This is a genomic window from Polynucleobacter necessarius (assembly GCF_900095185.1).
Classification (GTDB): domain Bacteria; phylum Pseudomonadota; class Gammaproteobacteria; order Burkholderiales; family Burkholderiaceae; genus Polynucleobacter.
Map to the genome: position 1 here is coordinate 1,047,089 of NZ_LT606948.1, position 17,400 is coordinate 1,064,488.

The 17,400-nt window shown below is 44.8% G+C and carries 15 protein-coding genes and 3 pseudogenes; 6 read left to right on the top strand and 12 right to left on the bottom strand.

The window, feature by feature from the left end; all coding sequences use genetic code 11:
- Positions 1–25 precede the first annotated feature (25 nt).
- Positions 26–1,423: a replicative DNA helicase gene (dnaB, locus tag DXE31_RS06015; RefSeq protein ID WP_114698670.1), complete on the top strand. Its 1,398-nt coding sequence runs from the start codon at positions 26–28 to the stop codon at positions 1,421–1,423.
- An 81-nt stretch (positions 1,424–1,504) separates the two neighbouring features.
- On the opposite strand, the gene DXE31_RS09750 is transcribed toward dnaB, so the two are convergent.
- Positions 1,505–1,651, bottom strand: a complete 147-nt coding sequence (locus DXE31_RS09750) for a hypothetical protein (protein ID WP_162785475.1) — start codon at positions 1,649–1,651, stop codon at positions 1,505–1,507.
- Between the two features lie 110 nt (positions 1,652–1,761).
- Positions 1,762–2,547 (bottom strand): annotated as a pseudogene (locus DXE31_RS06020) (mechanosensitive ion channel family protein).
- Between the two features lie 353 nt (positions 2,548–2,900).
- On the opposite strand from DXE31_RS06020, the gene DXE31_RS06025 reads away from it, so the two are divergent.
- The 3 genes from DXE31_RS06025 (at position 2,901) to DXE31_RS06035 (ending at position 4,340) form a co-directional block, all read left to right on the top strand.
- Positions 2,901–3,404, top strand: a complete 504-nt coding sequence (locus tag DXE31_RS06025; protein WP_114698177.1) for a hypothetical protein — start codon at positions 2,901–2,903, stop codon at positions 3,402–3,404.
- 299 nt (positions 3,405–3,703) lie between these two features.
- Entirely contained in the window at positions 3,704–4,021 is a 318-nt protein-coding gene (locus tag DXE31_RS06030) for a hypothetical protein (RefSeq protein ID WP_114698178.1), read from the top strand.
- A 61-nt stretch (positions 4,022–4,082) separates the two neighbouring features.
- On the top strand, positions 4,083–4,340 hold the full coding sequence (locus tag DXE31_RS06035) for a hypothetical protein (protein WP_114698179.1): 258 nt from the start codon (positions 4,083–4,085) through the stop codon (positions 4,338–4,340).
- 333 nt (positions 4,341–4,673) lie between these two features.
- Here the strand turns inward: DXE31_RS06035 and DXE31_RS06040 are convergent.
- From DXE31_RS06040 to DXE31_RS06085, 10 genes and pseudogenes are all read right to left on the bottom strand, one after another.
- Positions 4,674–5,057, bottom strand: a pseudogene (locus DXE31_RS06040) (C40 family peptidase); the annotation flags it as partial.
- Between the two features lie 127 nt (positions 5,058–5,184).
- Positions 5,185–6,855 (bottom strand): annotated as a pseudogene (locus tag DXE31_RS06045) (PhoH family protein).
- A 232-nt stretch (positions 6,856–7,087) separates the two neighbouring features.
- A complete protein-coding gene (locus DXE31_RS06050) occupies positions 7,088–7,555 on the bottom strand; it encodes a peroxiredoxin (RefSeq protein ID WP_114698181.1) in 468 nt (155 codons plus the stop codon).
- 32 nt (positions 7,556–7,587) lie between these two features.
- Complete coding sequence (locus DXE31_RS06055; RefSeq protein ID WP_114698182.1) at positions 7,588–8,505, bottom strand: polysaccharide deacetylase family protein; 918 nt, start codon at positions 8,503–8,505, stop codon at positions 7,588–7,590.
- Between the two features lie 22 nt (positions 8,506–8,527).
- On the bottom strand, positions 8,528–9,574 hold the full coding sequence (locus DXE31_RS06060; RefSeq protein WP_114698183.1) for a bifunctional UDP-4-keto-pentose/UDP-xylose synthase: 1,047 nt from the start codon (positions 9,572–9,574) through the stop codon (positions 8,528–8,530).
- A 47-nt stretch (positions 9,575–9,621) separates the two neighbouring features.
- Positions 9,622–10,491 carry a formyltransferase gene (locus DXE31_RS06065; protein WP_114698184.1) on the bottom strand — a complete coding sequence of 290 codons (870 nt, stop codon included), beginning with the start codon at positions 10,489–10,491 and terminating at the stop codon, positions 9,622–9,624.
- Complete coding sequence (locus tag DXE31_RS06070; protein WP_114698185.1) at positions 10,492–11,454, bottom strand: glycosyltransferase; 963 nt, start codon at positions 11,452–11,454, stop codon at positions 10,492–10,494.
- Positions 11,455–11,486: 32 nt separating this feature from the next.
- A complete protein-coding gene (locus DXE31_RS06075; protein WP_114698186.1) occupies positions 11,487–12,650 on the bottom strand; it encodes a DegT/DnrJ/EryC1/StrS family aminotransferase in 1,164 nt (387 codons plus the stop codon).
- 29 nt (positions 12,651–12,679) lie between these two features.
- A complete protein-coding gene (locus DXE31_RS06080) occupies positions 12,680–14,371 on the bottom strand; it encodes an ArnT family glycosyltransferase (RefSeq protein WP_114698187.1) in 1,692 nt (563 codons plus the stop codon).
- Positions 14,371–14,748 (bottom strand): Mth938-like domain-containing protein, encoded by a 378-nt coding sequence (locus tag DXE31_RS06085; protein ID WP_114698188.1) that lies wholly within the window; start codon positions 14,746–14,748, stop codon positions 14,371–14,373. Before DXE31_RS06085 ends, DXE31_RS06080 begins: the two co-directional genes overlap by 1 nt.
- Positions 14,749–14,827: 79 nt before the next feature.
- Here DXE31_RS06085 and DXE31_RS06090 point away from each other — a divergent pair, with 79 nt between their 5' ends.
- Positions 14,828–16,102 carry a pyridoxal phosphate-dependent aminotransferase gene (locus DXE31_RS06090; protein ID WP_114698671.1) on the top strand — a complete coding sequence of 425 codons (1,275 nt, stop codon included), beginning with the start codon at positions 14,828–14,830 and terminating at the stop codon, positions 16,100–16,102.
- The gene (locus tag DXE31_RS06095; RefSeq protein WP_114698189.1) at positions 16,084–17,394 is read left to right on the top strand and encodes a homoserine dehydrogenase; all 1,311 of its coding nucleotides are present in this window, start codon (positions 16,084–16,086) and stop codon (positions 17,392–17,394) included. The genes DXE31_RS06090 and DXE31_RS06095 overlap by 19 nt, the downstream gene beginning before the upstream one ends.
- Positions 17,395–17,400: the final 6 nt, after the last annotated feature.

A 17,400-nucleotide genomic window follows, 5' to 3' on the forward strand; every position in this document is an offset into this window, starting at 1 on the left:
ACGTTCCGTTACGCTGAATCCTGGCATGATGGGTTCAGGGGATGCGGTTGTGCAGGCCTTAAAAGTTCCGCCGCATTCTGTAGAAGCCGAGCAGTCTTTGCTCGGTGGTCTACTGATCGATAACTCCGCTTGGGATAACCTAGGTGGGATTTTAAATGATACAGATTTCTATCGTCCTGAGCATGCTTTGATCTATAAGGTTATAGCTCGTCTCATTAGTGACAATCATCCTGCTGACATCATTACTGCTTACGATGCAGTTAAATCAGAGCAGGGTGGAGATTTAGTCAGCATTGACTACTTAAATTCACTAGCACAAAATACTCCGAGTGCTGCCAATATTAAAGGCTATGCCGATATTGTTCGTGATCGCAGTATTTTGCGTCGTTTAATTGAAGTTTCCGACAGCATTGTGAATTCCGCATTCGTTCCTGAAGGGCGAACTGTAAGAACGTTATTGGATGAAGCTGAGTCACGCATTCTACAAATCGGTGAAGAAGGTAGTCGCAAGGCTGACTACCTTGAGATTGAGCCATTGCTAAAGACGGTTGTAGCTCGTATTGATGAGCTATACAACCGTCAAGGCGGCAGTGATATTACTGGCATTGCAACTGGCTTTCTGGATTTGGATAAGCAAACAAGCGGACTGCAAAAAGGTGATTTAGTCATTGTTGCAGGCCGCCCCTCAATGGGTAAAACGGCTTTTGCGTTAAATATTGCTGAGAACGTTGCTTTGGCGGAAGGCTTGCCTGTCGTAGTGTTCTCCATGGAGATGTCTGGTGAGCAATTGGCATCTCGTCTTTTAGGGTCGGTTGGGCGCGTTGATCAGAGCCGGATGCGTACCGGTAAACTGCAAGACGATGAATGGCCGCGTGTTACTGATGCAATTGCACGTCTCAGTAATACCCAAATTTTGATTGATGAGACCGGCTCTTTATCAAGCCTAGAGTTGCGCGCTCGTGCACGCCGCATTGCGAGAAACTTTGGCGGTACGCTCGGCCTCGTTGTGATCGACTATTTACAGTTAATGAGTGGTTCTGGATCTGAAAATCGTGCAACCGAGATTTCAGCAATCTCGCGCTCACTGAAGTCACTTGCAAAAGAATTGCAATGTCCAGTTGTGGCCTTATCTCAGTTAAATCGTGGTTTGGAACAGCGCCCAAATAAGCGGCCCATCATGTCAGATTTACGAGAATCCGGTGCTATCGAGCAGGACGCTGACTTAATTATGTTCATCTACCGTGATGAGGTATACCACCCAGATACCACTACTGACAAAGGTGTCGCTGAAATCATCATTGGGAAGCAACGTAACGGCCCTATTGGCACAGTGCGCTTGAGTTGGCAGGGTCCGTATACTAAGTTTGATAACTTGGCCATGGGATCAATTGGCTACTCTTCTGGAGGATACGAGCCGTTCTAATTGAAGAGCACATGATTGAATTAATAAAAAGCCTCGCAATGCGAGCCTTTTTATTTAATAAGGCGGATTAATTTAATAATCTTATTTACCACTCATACATTTCTTAATAGAAGCATCTTTTGCAGCACCATAAAGTGGTTTGCTATCTTTACTCACTGCCTTAGCTTCGCAGGCGGCTTGATCAGCAAACGCAGATGTTGGCAGCGCAAAACTTAGTGCAATACTCAATCAAGCTATAATCTTTTTCATGTTCATGTTCATGTTCATGTTCATGTTCCTTGGTAATTGGATTTACTTCTCAAAATAATGTGCACAACAGGTAAAACGGTTCCTCAATATTACGATTGTTTCATAATCATATTCTGAGAGGCAACCGGTGCTGGAAAGCCTGCGACTGTGAGGGCCTCGCTTATCACTCGGTTGATATCAAAATAGACTTGCCAGTAGTAATCGTTGTTGCAATAGGGGCGTACGGCCAAGACAGGGCCAACTAAGTTGAACTCCAAGATATTGACCTCAACTGCTGGATCAGGCAAGACATTTGGAATGGCTGCAATCTTTTCCCGTAATAAGGCCATAGCCGCATTTTGATCGGCCGCACCAGAGAGTTGGCATTTGAGGTCAACGCGGCGGTATGGACTGTTGCTAAAGTTTTGGATGGTATCACCCAAAATCTTGGTATTGCCAATCATCGTGGCAACATTATCTGGAGTGTAAATGGTGGAAGAGAAAGGACCAATTTCTTTTACTGTTCCAGTCACGCCTCCTGCAGTAATGAAATCACCAACTTTAAATGGGCGCAATACAATCACAAATACTCCTGCAGCAAAGTTAGAGAGGAGGCCTGCCCAGGCTGCTCCAATAGCAACACTTGCAGTAGCAATCAGAGCAGCAAAGCTGGTTGTTTGAATACCAAAGTAACTTAGAATTCCTACAACCAGAAGAATATTCAAGGTTACCGAAACTACTGAGCCAACGTAACGCAAGATTGTTGGGTCTAATTTTTGCTGCTCTAGACCTTTGTGGATGAGGCTTAAGGTAAGTCCAACGAGTCAGCGTCCAATTACCCAAAATGCAATCGCAGCCAAAATTCTTAGGCCAATGTCCGTTGCTGCTGTAACTATAAAGGTTAAAGGTTAAAGGTTAAAGGTTAAAGGTTAAAGGTTAAAGGTTAAAGGTTAAAGGTTAAAGGTTATAAAATATATTGTCATTTATCAGTGGTACGTAATAAAAAGTAAATAAATAATTTTCAATAATGCTGAATACTAAAATAAAAAAGTTAATTCAGTATTTAAAATGCAGAATGTATTAATAGTATTTGCAGCGGCCTTCGCTACATTCGTGCTAGTTTCGAAATTTGCATTTGCGCAGAGCAATGCTAAATGTATCTTAACTGGTACCAATAACACCTCCTCGACCCCTACACTTTCTGGTAGGGTATACCTATACGCCTACTGGCGGTGAAAATATTATATGTATGCCGGTTAATACAAGCGCCATAACTGCTGAGACAGTGGCAACAGCAGGCGTCATTTCTCCTACTAATATAACTCAAGGTAATGGTGTATCGGTAACCATCAACTCGGGAACTACCTATATTGTTGTTGGTTCGACAATTGGTTTGGGAAGTAATGCAACGGTTAATAACTCGGGGACTCTAAATACGAGCTCCTTCTTTAATGACTATGGAATTTCTGCTGGTGCTAATGGGCGGCCTCAAGCTGGAGGAAACAGCTTGAATAACTTAAGTGGTGGTCAAATCATTACTGCTGGTGGAAATGCCGCTGGTATCTATGTCAGTGCTACCAATGCAAGCTCTACCGCAAATACCCTGAGTAATGTTGGTTCGAATGCCGCAGGCATGCGTCTTATCTCTGGGTCATCAAGTGGTAGCGTTATTAATTCCATCGTCAATATGGGACTATTACTACGTCTGGTTCTTCGGCGCATGGTATTCAAACCTCGGGTATTGGTTTGGTAACTATAGAAAATACAGGAGCGATGACTACTTCGGGAACCAATTCCTTTGGTATTTCTAATACTGGAAATATTACTAGTCTTACTAACTCACAGGGCGGCAACAATCCTGTGACCTATTCTGGGATTTTACCTACAAATTACAAGGAAGCTCTTACGGAACCTTTACGTCCGGTGGGCCACCTATGTATGGGCTTTAGTTCATCGCTCTGGTGCCCCCGCTAATCAAACTGATTTAGTAATTCAGCCAGAGCAGCACAGTCTTCCCCTGCCCCAGTCTTAGCAGAACTAAAGGCCGCATTGTTGGCGGATTCCTATTTGATTGCACCAACTACTTTTGATACTCAGGCATCATTAATTTCCCTAGCTAATACTTTGCAGGGTTTATTTGCAATCCAGTCAGCAGGCGTAATTAATGGTATGACTTACGATTGCCCAGTATTTGGGGGTAATAATATTTGTGTCGCAGCTGGTGGGCGCTATACAGATGTGAGTAGCTACCCGTATAACAATACTCGCGCCTTGATATTGGCGCATATCGTTTATCACCTAATTTTTGAATTGGTGGGTACTGAGACCAAAATCTTACGCAGAGTACCCCAGGTGGAATTGCTCAGTTAAATAACGGAAGCCCTATGGTGGGGATATTTGGAATTTGGAGCCAAAACTTGGATGGGACTGGATGGGAGGGAAAATTGGCTGCAGGATATGCCACAATAAACCAGCAGCCTTAACTCGCCCTGTTATCGGAGTGTCAGAGGCCGGTACTGGATCAACTAGCCTAAATACACAAGGTGTAGTGGGCGTTTTGAAGTACGGATTTCAAATAGGCAACAAAAGCTTACTAGCACCGTATGCCGGAATGCGCTATGTTGTTGGAGGTATGGGAGGTTATGCTGCAGCTCAAACCTCCACCGTATCTAAGCCCATTAACTTATAACGCCATAAATAATTACACTACCACTGCACTTGTTGGGTTTCTTGGGAATCATAAGTTAGATGAAAAAAACAAATGTAGCTGTTAGTGTTGGCGCTGAGAAAGATGTGAATGCAAGCGTAGGCAACTTAATTACGAGTGGTAATGGTGATTTTAATGTTGCCATGAATAAATAACTATCGCTCAGTTCGAGCTACTGCAAATTTGGGTATTTATTATGATCTGAGCTTGAGAGAGGCTTGGTTTGAATGGCATCTATTGTCAAGAGGCTTACCAAGCGATTGCTTCAACGACTGTTATGGCAACCCTACACTGTTGGTCTGTAACGCTTTATTGCGGAGTTATCCTACGCGCCTCAGTAAACTTGGCTGCCCAATAGGGTGAGGTAATGTAATCTAAGCGTACCGTACCACCAGCGCTGGGGGCATGCACAAATCTGCCTTGTCCCACATAGATTCCAGCATGTGAATACTTTTCACCAGTGGTGTTGAAGAACACCAAATCCCCTGGTGCCGGAGGCTGGCCTTCAATGCTTCTTCCCTTGGCGCTCATTAGCTGAATAGTACGAGGGAGTTTAATTCCAGCGGCTTTGTTATAGACATAAACAATCAAGCCACTACAGTCAAAGCCACCCTTTGGGGTATTGCCACCATAGCGATAGAGAACATCTACCAAGCCTACTGCTGCAATAGAAATATCTTCAGTGCCAACGCTGGTGTCTTGTTTGAATTGAGAAACCCTCTTTGCGGAGCTTGATTTACTGGTGAGGGTGCTACATCCGTTGAGAATGAGTAGGCTACAAATAAAAATGCCGCACCCCAAAAGAGTGCGGCATGAGAGGGCTTGCTTAGAGTGCGTCAGCAGCATGATCCGCAAGGTGGTGTGCACCCACACGCTCACCACGAGCTAAAGTGACATGACCCCCATGATGCCAGCCCTTAAAGCGATCCACTACGTAACTTAAGCCCGAAGATCCCTCAATTAAATAAGGGGTGTCAATCTGGGCGATATTGCCTAAGCAAACGATCTTTGTTCCAGGGTCTGCGCGAGTTACTAAGGTCTTCATTTGTTTCGGCGTAAGATGTTGTGCTTCGTCAATGATTACACATTTACTAACAAAAGTTCTGCCACGCATAAAGTTCATACTCTTTACTTTAATTCGAGAGCGAATTAGCTCTTGAGTGGCGGCACGACCCCATTCACCGGCGCCATCATCATTGTGTTGTAGCCTTTTGAGGTTATCATCAAATGCACCCATCCAATGTTGCATTTTCTCTTCTTCAGCGCCAGGTAAAAAGCCAATCTCTTCACCGACGGGCACAGTGGCGCGAGTGATAATGATTTCGTTATAGCGTTTGCTATCCAAAACTTGCTCAAGACCTGCTGCTAACGCCAGTAAGGCTTTACCAGTTCCTGTCTGACCAAAGAGGGTCACCAAATCGACATCGGGATTCATGAGAAGGTTCATAGCACAGTTCTGCTCACGGTTACGGGCCGTAACACTCCACACGTTGTTTTTCTGGTGAGAGAAATCCCGAAGTGTTTGCAAAAGAGCAGTCCTCCCGTTAATTTCTTTTACCTGCGCATAAAATGGTGTTGAGCCATCTGGCTTTTCTTGGTAGACAAATTGATTCACTAGCATGCTCGGTACAGAAGGACCCGTTACGCGATAGAACATCGCGCCAGACTTTGAGTCTGCCCAACTTTCCATGTCCTTGCCATGCTTAGCCAAAAGTCAGCAGGTAACGTCATAACACCCGCATACGTCAAGTTACGATCTTCTAGGACTTGGTCCTTAAAATAATCTTCAGCCGGCAGGCCAAGTGCACGAGCCTTAATACGCATCTTGATATCTTTTGATACCAAGACGATCTCTTGTCCCTTGCGCGTCTTTTGTAGTTCGCTAACAATTGCCAAAATTAGGTTGTCACCTTTCTTTGCCCTCGGGCAAACCATCAGGGAGTGCTTGGGTTGACAGTTTGGTTTGAAAAAAGAGATGACCGGCGGTTACATCTTAATTGCCTAGCTTGTTTAATGGGATGCCTTCATCAAGAGTTCCGCTTGTGCCTGCAATCAGTTGATCCAAGGATCTGCGCTGACTGTGCGAGCATTGCGGGCAACCTCAGTCATTCCCTTCTTATGGTTGTCCAGCTTCCTCGAGAGTGCTCATCGGTAAGTGGAGAGCATGCTGCTCTGAGAAGCGGAACAATGAACTTGGATCATGCATCAGAACATTTGTATCGAGGACAAATAGGCTTGGCGGTCCAGTACGAACTACACGCTTTGGTTTTGCTGGGGCTACTACTTTTCCTTCATTGTGGATAGGTCTGCGATCTGCCTTAATTTTTTCTAAAGCAACTTCTGCCTCAGATAAATCTTCCTCTGCATCGTTAGTCCAATCAATGGCTTCTACTACCACTGGTTTTGCTGGTGCAGGACGCTTCTTTAAGTCGGGAGTATCTTTGCGACTGAGTTTCACTTGATCAGCAATTTGAGTAGGGATAGGTGGCAGTGGCATGAACTCTCCTAAAAGAAAAAACCGCCAAGCGGAGTGCGTTGACATTTTATTGTGAAACTGATTGATGTAATTTATGAAAAACGGAGGGGGTTACTCCCCGTACCTGATCTGGAATATTTAGGTTTCCGATTCAAACGGATTGTCAGACTTTCCTGTCGTTTACGGTGCATATGAATCACTTTACCCCAAATTTTGTCGTTTGCAAGCACCCAGTAGTAAATTGTTGTAAAAATTATTTAGTGTCTTGGGCAGCTTGTAATACCTCTGTCACATGACCGGAAACTTTAAGGCCGCGCCACTCTTTTACAAGAGTGCCACAGGAGTCAAATAGGAAGGTGCTACGTTCTACGCCACGAACTTGCTTTCCGTACATATTTTTCATTTTCATCACCCCAAAAAGTTGACAAAGCTTTTTTTCGGTATCGGCGACCAATTCAAATGGAAGTTGTAGTTTGCTACGAAAGCTGTCATGGGATTTGAGGCTGTCGCGGGAAACGCCCACTACCAGAGTATTGGCCTTAGTAAAGGCTTCAATATTGTCTCTAAATTCACCAGACTCAGCGGTACAGCCAGGAGTCATATCCTTTGGATAAAAATACAGTACTAATTTTTTGCCCTTAGCTGACGCAGGAGAAAACGTTAATCCAGAGGTTGCAGGAACTGCACACTGCGGCATAGGTTTACCAATGGCTACTGTCATGATGATCCTTCGTTGGTTGATGATCTCTATTGCTAAATATCTTGAATGATAAGTTCACCGCTACGATTGGGGATTTCACCCCAGGTTAGCGGCATTACAGCTATTTTATCCAGTTGCTTGGTAGCTTCCCAAGATTTGTGGAGCTCTCCCATCGTGACCAAATCATGGCCCTGATTGAGCCATCCGGCCAATAGTTGCTCAAAGGCCGGTAGGAGTTTCTGCCCTTCAAGTTCAGCATGCAAGGTAAAGACTTGGTCATTCGGATTGCTTTGGGTAATTGCTAATAGCTTCTTGACTGCGCCAAATTCATCCGCACCGTCAATGCCAATAAGCTCGTCAAAGGTGGGAAGAGTAGTTGGATATTGCACATGCTTAGTCTTGCCTGAGGGTAGCGCTAGACGATAAGGCATGAGATTAGGTTTAGCTCTACCATCAGATGAATAGGCAATACCCCATTGATCTAGTTGTTCAAATGCTGATTCATTCATTTGCCAGCCTGCAGCCCCATAAGTGACTGGAGGGTGTCCAACGATCTGAATAAAACGATCCCAACTTTTTTGCATCATGGCTTTGGTCCACAAGCCATCCTTATTGCGAACAGCATCTTGCCATGCAACATGATCCCAAGTATGAATACCCGTCTCATGACCGGCCTTATCTATCGCGCGCATTTCTGCTGCTGCATTTTTACCGATATCGGGTCCTGGGAGAAGTACGCCGTAGAGCAAAGTTTTGATGCCATAGTGCTCGACAACGGAAGTGCGACTCACTTTTTTCAGAAATCCTGGGCGAAAGACACGCTTTAATGCCCAGCCTGTGTGGTCTGGTCCTAGACTAAATAGAAAGGTTGCCTTAGCACCAAACCGCTCAAGGGTTCGAGCTAAGTTGGGTGCACCCTCTTTAGAGCCGCGTAAAGTATCAACATCAACCTTGAGAGCAATCTTCGCCATGAATACTTAAAGCGAATGCCGCTTATTCTTTATCAACTAAGGAGCGCGCCTTTTCGACATCTTCGCGATACGCTTCAAAAATATTCTTGAGCGCATCAGCCATCGTAGTAGTTGGTGTCCAGTTTAATTCAGTCATCGTATTGTCAATCGCTGGCACGCGATTTTGAACATCTTGGTAGCCTTCGCCGTAGTACGCACCGGAAGTAGTTTCCATAATCTTTACTTCATTCACTGTTTTTGCATACTCAGGAATGCTACGTGCAATCTCCAGCATCTGATTGGCTAGTTCGCGAACAGAATGGTTATTTTTTGGATTACCAATGTTATAGATCTTGCCATTAGCAATATCATCTTTATTGTCGATGATTCGCATCAAAGCATCGATACCATCATCGATGTACGTAAAGGCGCGCTTTTGTGCGCCGCCATCTACCAAGTTAATTGGTTCACCACGCACAATATGACCTAAGAATTGAGTCACCACACGAGATGAACCTTCTTTTGGAGAATAGATACTGTCAAGGCCTGGACCTATCCAGTTAAAGGGGCGGAAAAGGGTGAAGCGTAAACCCTCCATACCGTAACCCCAAATCACACGATCTATTAACTGCTTAGAACAGGCATAAATCCAGCGTGGCTTATTAATGGGGCCGTAAACCAGATTGGATTTTGCTGGATCGAATTCGCTGTCTTCACACATTCCATAGACTTCGGATGTTGATGGAAATACCAAGTGCTTTTTGTATTTCACAGCTGAACGTGCGATAGGTAAATTCGCTTCGAAGTCGAGCTCAAAAACTTTCAGTGGTTGCTGCACATAAGTTGCTGGAGTAGCGATTGCTACTAAGGGCAAGATGACATTGCATTTACGGATGTGATATTCAACCCATTCTTTGTTGATGGTGATATCACCCTCAAAAAAGTGCATCCGTGGATGGTTAACTAATTCACCAAGGCGGTCATTTTGCATATCCATGCCATAGACATCCCAATCGGTTGTCTCAAGAATACGCTTGGAAAGGTGGTGCCCAATAAAGCCGTTAACACCAAGAATGAGTACTTTTTTCATTGTTACTGCCTCGTTTTAATCTAATTGATTGCTACTTAATTCACTGCTTATTGGCTTGCAGGAAACCATTCCAAGATTTCAACTGCTTTACGGTCGCCACAAATGCCGAATACCCGATTATCAACCACTTGGATACCGCAAACCCCAAGTTCAAGATTGGTAGGAAGTGGCCCTTGAAGGCTTGTGCGGGCGACAACCATTCTGGCGCCTTGATAGTCAGTAAAGGCGCCTGGGTATGGGGGTGCGACTGCCCGAACCAGGTCATGCACCTGTTTGGCAGTTTGATTCCAATGAATTTGGCCATCTGCAGGCTTTCTACCGCCAAAATAACTGCCTTTTTCAAGCTCATTTGGCTTGCGTGGGACTATTCCCTCTAAAAGGGTGGGCAGGGCTTGCTCAATGACTGTGACGGCAGCCTGGCTGACTTTTTCAAAGACATCGGTAGCGGTTTCATCTGGACCAATCAAGATTGCAGCTTGTCCCACAATATCTCCAGCATCAGGCTTTGTGTCCATCACATGCAAAGTTGCGCCAGTTTCGGTTTCACCATGAAGGATGGCCCAATTGACGGGTGCTCGTCCACGATACTTGGGCAGCAGTGAGCCATGCATATTGAGTGCCGCAATTGTGGCGCAAGCCAAAATGGTTTGCGGAATCATGAAACGATAGTAAAAAGAAAAAATATAGTCAGACGATAGAGCTTGGAGCTTATGCACTAATTCACCTAGCTCATTTGCGTTTGGAGTGATGCATGGAATCTTTCTATCAGCACACATTTTTGCCACACTTCCAAACCAAACATTCTCATTCGGATCATCTTGGTGGGTCACTACTAGATCAATTTTGATGCCGGCATTAATCAGTGCGCTGAGGCAATTGACACCAACATCATGATAGGCAAAGACGACTGCGTGCAATTATTTTTTCTCTAAAACAGTTTGCACAACATAGCGAGGGCGCTTGCGGATCTGTTGATAGATACGGCCAATGTATTCACCCAGCAAACCGAGGCCGAATAACATAACGCCAATCAGAAAGAAGGTGAAAGCGAAGAGAGTGAAGACTCCCTCTACCTCGGCGCCCAGAACAAAGCGTCGCACCAGAAGATAGGCGAAGAGAGAGCCTGCAGCAAGGGATAGGAGTATGCCTAAGATTGAGAAGATCTGCAGGGGCATGATTGAAAAGCCAGTCACTAAATCAAAGTTCAAGCGAATTAGTTGATACAGGGTGTATTTAGATTCACCAGCAAAACGCTCTTCATGTTTGACAGTGATCTCTACTGGGTTGGCAGCAAAGGTGTATGCCAAGGCAGGAATAAAAGTGTTCCCCTCATCACATTGGCGCACTAAATCAACAATGCGACGGCTATAACCCCGTAGCATGCACCCCTGATCAGTCATGGTAATTCGAGTAATGTTCTCACGCAAACGATTCATGGCACGCGAAGCAAATTTTCTGAAAAAGCTATCCTGGCGATCAGCGCGAATGGTGCCAACATAATCATGACCATTTAATAATTGCTCAGTTAAGGCATCAATTTCTTTTGGCGGATTTTGCAGGTCAGCATCTAAAGTGATGATGTATTGACCTTGGATGTATTCAAAACCCGCCATGATGGCCATGTGCTGGCCAAAATTGCTATGAAATAAGATTGTGCGTGTGACATCGGGGCGTAATTCGACCTGCTTGGATAGAATGCCTGCCGACCTATCTTTACTACCATCGTTTACGAAGACGATTTCATATGTGATCTTGCGCTTAATGGAGAGCGCATCTAATGCTGGATAGAGACGATCAAAGAGAGTCTGGAGACCATCTTCCTCGTTATAAACGGGGATAACAATGCTGAGTGTTGGGTTGGCAACTAAATTTGCAGTCATGCAGTAATTTTGCCTGATTCTGACGCTTACACCTAAGAACGTTCGATTTTGCGGTATTTCTGCAAAATTCCAACTAATCCTTTGGCTATTCGGCCAATATCTTCATCTGCCATCGCAGGGAATAAGGGAAGTGTCAGAATAGATCTGCCGATCCTCTCAGCGATTGGTGTATCTGATGTTTTGTAGTCTAGGTTTTTATATAGGGTAAAGCCAGTAATTGCGGGGTAATGAACACCCACACCAATTCCTAAGTCTTTTAACTCAGTCATGACTTGAGATCGAGCGACATTTAACTGCTCCAAGGGTAAAACAACTTGAAACATATGCCAGTTGGTATTAGCAAAGTCTTCTACGGGCAACTCTAACTTTAAGCTATCTAATCCAGCCATTTTTAATGCAGCATGCAGCACATCAAAATACAGGCGTGCTAACTGAGCGCGACGTGTTTGATAACTTGGTAATTGTTTGAGTTGCTCAAGACCGATTGCTGCGTTGACATCAGTGAGATTATCCTTTCCACCCAATACATCCACATCCATGCCATCCATACCCTGTCGGGTTAAGCCTTGCAGACGAAATTTCTCAGCGAGTCTTGCCTCTTTTGCATTGTTAAGAACTAGACAACCACCCTCTACAGTGGTGAGATTTTTATTGGCTTGGAAACTAAAACTTACTAAGTCACCAATGCGACCAATCCTGTTGCCATTCCACTGCGAGCCAAATGCCTGAGCGGCATCTTCAATCACGCGTAGATGATATTTTTTTGCCAATGCGTAGAGCAGATCCATATCAACCGGCAATCCTGCCAAATAGACGGGCAGGATGACGCGTGTCTTGGAGGTAATTGCACTAGGTATTTTATTGAGATCAATATTGCGCGTTATTGGATCAATGTCTACAAAAACCGGTTTTGCGCCAACACTTAAAATTACATTGGAGGTTGCTACCCACGAAATAGGGGTAGTGATAACCTCATCACCAACACCAATACCTGCGACTTGCAGAGCGATTTTTATGGTGGCGGTCCCATTAGCAAAGCATCGCACAGGACGATTACCAAAATATTGGCTTAAAGTTGCCTCGAACTCTGCCAGCTTAGGACCCGAAGTCACCCAACCCGAACGCAACACCTCTGAAACAGCATCAATTGTTTCTTGATTAAAACTAGGGCGAGTGAATGGGATAAAGTTTGACATGATGCCTCTTATATTACTGTGTTACCCAATTACTGCGCTATGTTAATCACGTCTGGATGTTTCACAATCACCCGGCGAGAGTCTCGATCGACTTCCTGCATTGGAATGTTTTTGGCCTTCAGTGCATCAAATTGCTCCGGAACCATCATTGCATAAGCAGTTTGACCCTCTTGCCACCGCACAATAAATGCGTCTAGAGTTGGCATCCAAAGTTCTGGCTGTTGGTTGACGCCAAACTCTAATTCATCAGGTGATTCCACCATGATCATCGTTCTACCCAAATAGAATGGCACTGTATGGTCAAGCAGTTTCACGGAATAAAAATTCACTTTTTCTGGAATAGATGTTTTCACTCGCTGCGCGAGATCGATGCCAGAGACTGCGCGACCAAGAGTTTCATGACCGGTACCAGCAATGATGGCGCATAAGAAAAATCCACAAGCGAAACTCACAATACTCTGAATGCCATTGCGTTTATTTTGCCATGCGGCAAAGGTGCTAAAAATAATCAGTGCTGCTAACGCTCCCATCACCCAGTAGGTGTATTGCGCATAGGCCTCGATCTCATCTGGCCTTGCTTGCGTGCCAAGAGCGTCCAAAAAGAAAAAGCCAACGCATCCTAAGATAGTAAACCCAAGAGTTTGCAACTTCCAAGGAAGCGTCATTGTGTTTGTATGGCCCAATAAACGATCCAAGCTATTGCCAATAATTAAAGCAAGTGCGGGGAAAATAGGAATGATGTAACCGGGCAACTTTGAGCGTGACACACTAAAAAATGCGAAGATCACCAAAAACCAGCACACCAATAGCCGGCTTGCAGAAAACTCGTGACGGCGTTCATTCCAAGCTTGTGCAATTGCACCAGGAATTTGTAATGCCCAAGGAAGAATGCCAATGAGTAGTAGTGGCACAAAGTAATAAATTGGACCAGTTCTGCTGTGCGCATCTTGGGTAAAGCGCTGCAGATGTTCGTGGATGAAAAAGAATTCTAAAAATTCTGGATTACGTTGCGCTACTAATGTGAACCAAGGTGCTGTGATTGCTAAAAATAAGATGCTGCCACTGAAGATACGCAGCCGGGTCCAGATTTTCCAGTCCCGTCTGCTAATCGAGTAGACAATCAACACCATGGCTGGAATTGCGGCCCCAATAACGCCTTTAGATAAAGTAGCGAGTGCCATAAAGATCCAGCATGCCCACATCCAGTTGCGACAACTGCTTCTATTCTGTGAAGTCTGAGCAAGCAACAAACTGCATAGTGCAGCAACCAAAAAAGAAGAAAGACCCATGTCGAGTGAATTGAAGTGCCCACTAATTACCCACATAGGACTAGATGCAAGAACAACCGCAGCTAGCCAACCTGCTCTAGCGTTATAAATCCTGGCACCAGTAAAGCCTACAAGAAGAATTGTCAGAAAGCCAGTGATTGCAGTCCAAAGGCGTGCTTGCCAATCGCCAACGCCAAACACTTGAAATACAGCAGCAGTAGCCCAAGCTTGTAATGGTGGTTTTTCAAAATATTTGTAACCGTTATAGCGTGGAGTAATCCAATCGCCAGTAACCATCATCTCTCGGGCGATTTCTGCATAGCGCCCTTCATCCGAAGGTATGAGGTGGCGGTAATTGAGCGTGCCAAACCAAATTAAGCCGTAAATAATCAGCAGCAATAAGATTTTGCTTGGGTGTAATGCTGAGGACTGCCGAATTTGCCCAAATTGCATCAGGCGGACTCCACAATTAAGGCCAAAAGTACTTGTCGTCCTTCGCCCACAAGAATATTGTAAGTTCGACAGGCGGCTTGAGAATCCATGATTTCACAGCCGATTTTGGCGTGAATTAGGGTTTTGAGAAGCTCAGGCTTGGGAAAGCGTTGACGACTACCAGTGCCAATGAGGATTAATTCTGGTTTTAAATCAACAAGTTGCGCAAAATTTTGAGCTTCCAAGTGATCGAAAGTTTGGACTGGCCACTCCGAGATCCCGCCATCCGAAGTCAGGACAACAGCATGGGCATAAGGAGTCTTATTGATCTCTACATAGCCTGCGCCATAGCCAGTGATCGTGTTCGCTCCGGAATGGGGATCAGATTGAAACTTCAAGTGGACTCTCTGTCATAATTATGTGGATTATAGCTAGCTGTTTTTTCTCTTATTTCAAGAACTTACCTTGAAATTCATTGTGAAACCAATTCTAAAGTCCCAAAAACTCAATCACGTCTGCTATGACATACGTGGGTCGGTGCTTGAGCTTGCTCAGCGTATAGAGGAAGAGGGTCACAAAATCATCAAATTAAACATTGGAAATGTAGGGATTTTCGGTTTTGTTCCTCCTGAAGAGATTCAGTTGGACATGATGCGAAATTTAAGTAACGCTTCTGCATACTCTGATTCCAAGGGCATCTTTTCAGCTCGTAAAGCCATCATGCAGTACTGCCAAGAAAAAGGCATCCAGGGCGTAGCTTTAGATGATGTTTATACCGGTAATGGTGTCTCTGAGCTAATTGTTCTCTCCATGAATGCGTTGTTAAATGACGGTGATGAAGTATTGGTTCCAGCACCTGATTATCCTCTATGGACAGCTGCAGTTAGTTTATCGGGTGGCACCCCAGTTCATTACTTATGTGATGAGTCCAAAGATTGGGCTCCGGACTTAAATGATCTGCGCAAAAAAATTACACCTCGCACTAAAGCGAGTGTGGCGATTAATCCCAACAATCCAACGGGTGCAATTTACTCTAAAGAAGTGCTGCTTGAAATTACGCAAATGGCTCGTGAACATGGTTTGATTTTGTTTTCCGATGAGATTTACGACAAGATGTCGTACGACGGCGCTAAACATATTTCATTGGCCTCTTTGTCTACGGATGTTGTGATCATTACCTTTAACGGTTTATCTAAGAATTACCGCTCTTGCGGCTATCGCGCTGGATGGATGATTGTTTCGGGTGATAAGGAGATGGTTCGAGATTACATCGAAGGCTTAAATATGTTGGCTTCGATGCGTTTATGTGCAAACGTGCCAGGACAATATGCTATCCAGACCGCACTTGGTGGGTATCAAAGTATTAATGATTTAGTGAGTGAGGGCGGTCGTCTTGCAAAGCAGCGGGACCTTGCATGGCAGCTTATTACAGATATTCCAGGTGTGACTTGCGTGAAGCCAAAATCTGCTTTGTACTTATTTCCTAAGTTAGACTCGGAAATGTATCCTATTGAAGATGATCAGCAGTTTGTAGCCGACCTTTTAAAAGAAGAAAAAGTATTGTTAGTGCAAGGTTCTGGTTTTAACTGGGGTAAGCCTGATCACTTCCGCGTAGTGTTCTTGCCGCATGAAGACGTTTTGAAGGAGGCTATTGGCCGACTAGCACGTTTTCTGGAGCGTTATCGTAATAATAAGCACAGCCGCAAGGCTTCTTCAACTGCCGCAAAGGCATCATGCAACCGATTCAAGTAGGTCTATTAGGTATTGGTGCTGTTGGTGGTGGCGTATTCACTGTTCTCGAGCGAAACCAGGATGAGATTCAGCGTCGTGCTGGCCGCGGCATTCGTATTAACACTGTTGCCGATTTAAATATAGAACGCGCAAAAGAACTGGTTCAAGACCATGCACAAGTGGTAAGTGACGCTCGCGCTGTGATCAATAACCCAGAGATAGATATTGTTGTTGAGCTTATCGGTGGCTATGGAATTGCTAAAGACTTAGTGCTTGAGGTTATTGCTGCTGGCAAGCATGTTGTTACAGCAAATAAAGCCTTGATCGCCGTACATAACAATGAGATTTTCAAAGCCGCTCATGCCAAAGGTGTCATGGTTGCATTTGAGGCCGCAGTTGCTGGCGGCATTCCGATCATTAAAGCCTTGCGTGAAGGCTTAACGGCCAATCGTATTGAGTGGATTGCTGGCATTATCAATAGCACAACGAATTTCATTTTGTCGGAAATGCGTGATACAGGTTTGGACTTTGGAACTGTATTGAAAGAAGCGCAACGCCTTGGTTATGCTGAGGCAGACCCCACTTTTGATATTGAGGGTGTGGATGCAGCACACAAAGCGACCATCATGAGTGCGATTGCATTCGGAATTCCAATGCAGTTTGAAAAAGCGCATATTGAAGGCATAACGAAGTTAGACGCAATTGACATCAAATATGCAGAACAATTAGGTTATCGCATTAAGTTGCTAGGTATTGCCAAGAAGACCACAACTGGTGTCGAGTTACGTGTTCACCCAACCTTAATCCCTGCCAAGCGATTGATTGCAAATGTTGAAGGCGCCATGAATGCGGTTCAAGTGTTTGGCGATGCTGTTGGCGCTACCTTGTACTATGGCAAGGGCGCAGGTTCAGAGCCTACCGCCTCTGCCGTAATTGCCGACTTAGTTGATATTACTCGTTTGCTAAGCGCAGATGCTGAGCATCGTGTGCCTTATTTAGCCTTCCAGCCAGATGCCGTGCACGATACCCCGGTATTGCCAATTGGCGAGATCACTACAAGCTATTACTTGCGCTTGCGCGTTGCAGATCAAGCGGGTGTATTAGCTGATATCACCAAGATCTTGGCTTCACATGGTGTATCGATCGATGCCCTTTTGCAAAAAGGGGCTGATGAAGGTGAGAGTCAGACTGATTTGGTGGCTCTTACTCACGAGACTAAAGAAAAAAATATGCTTGCTGCAATCAAAGAGATTCAGAATCTGAAGACCGTGGCTGGTGAAGTGGTGAAAATTCGCCTAGAAAATCTGTCTTAAGCAAAT

Coding starts and splice junctions, on each gene's coding strand:
- dnaB (WP_114698670.1), top strand. CDS start 26: ATGATGGGTTCAGGGGATGCGGTTGTGCAGGCCTTAAAAGTTCCGCCG.
- DXE31_RS06025 (WP_114698177.1), top strand. CDS start 2,901: ATGCCGGTTAATACAAGCGCCATAACTGCTGAGACAGTGGCAACAGCA.
- DXE31_RS06035 (WP_114698179.1), top strand. CDS start 4,083: ATGGGAGGGAAAATTGGCTGCAGGATATGCCACAATAAACCAGCAGCC.
- DXE31_RS06050 (WP_114698181.1), bottom strand. CDS start 7,555: ATGACAGTAGCCATTGGTAAACCTATGCCGCAGTGTGCAGTTCCTGCA.
- DXE31_RS06055 (WP_114698182.1), bottom strand. CDS start 8,505: ATGGCGAAGATTGCTCTCAAGGTTGATGTTGATACTTTACGCGGCTCT.
- DXE31_RS06060 (WP_114698183.1), bottom strand. CDS start 9,574: ATGAAAAAAGTACTCATTCTTGGTGTTAACGGCTTTATTGGGCACCAC.
- DXE31_RS06070 (WP_114698185.1), bottom strand. CDS start 11,454: ATGACTGCAAATTTAGTTGCCAACCCAACACTCAGCATTGTTATCCCC.
- DXE31_RS06075 (WP_114698186.1), bottom strand. CDS start 12,650: ATGTCAAACTTTATCCCATTCACTCGCCCTAGTTTTAATCAAGAAACA.
- DXE31_RS06080 (WP_114698187.1), bottom strand. CDS start 14,371: ATGCAATTTGGGCAAATTCGGCAGTCCTCAGCATTACACCCAAGCAAA.
- DXE31_RS06095 (WP_114698189.1), top strand. CDS start 16,084: ATGCAACCGATTCAAGTAGGTCTATTAGGTATTGGTGCTGTTGGTGGT.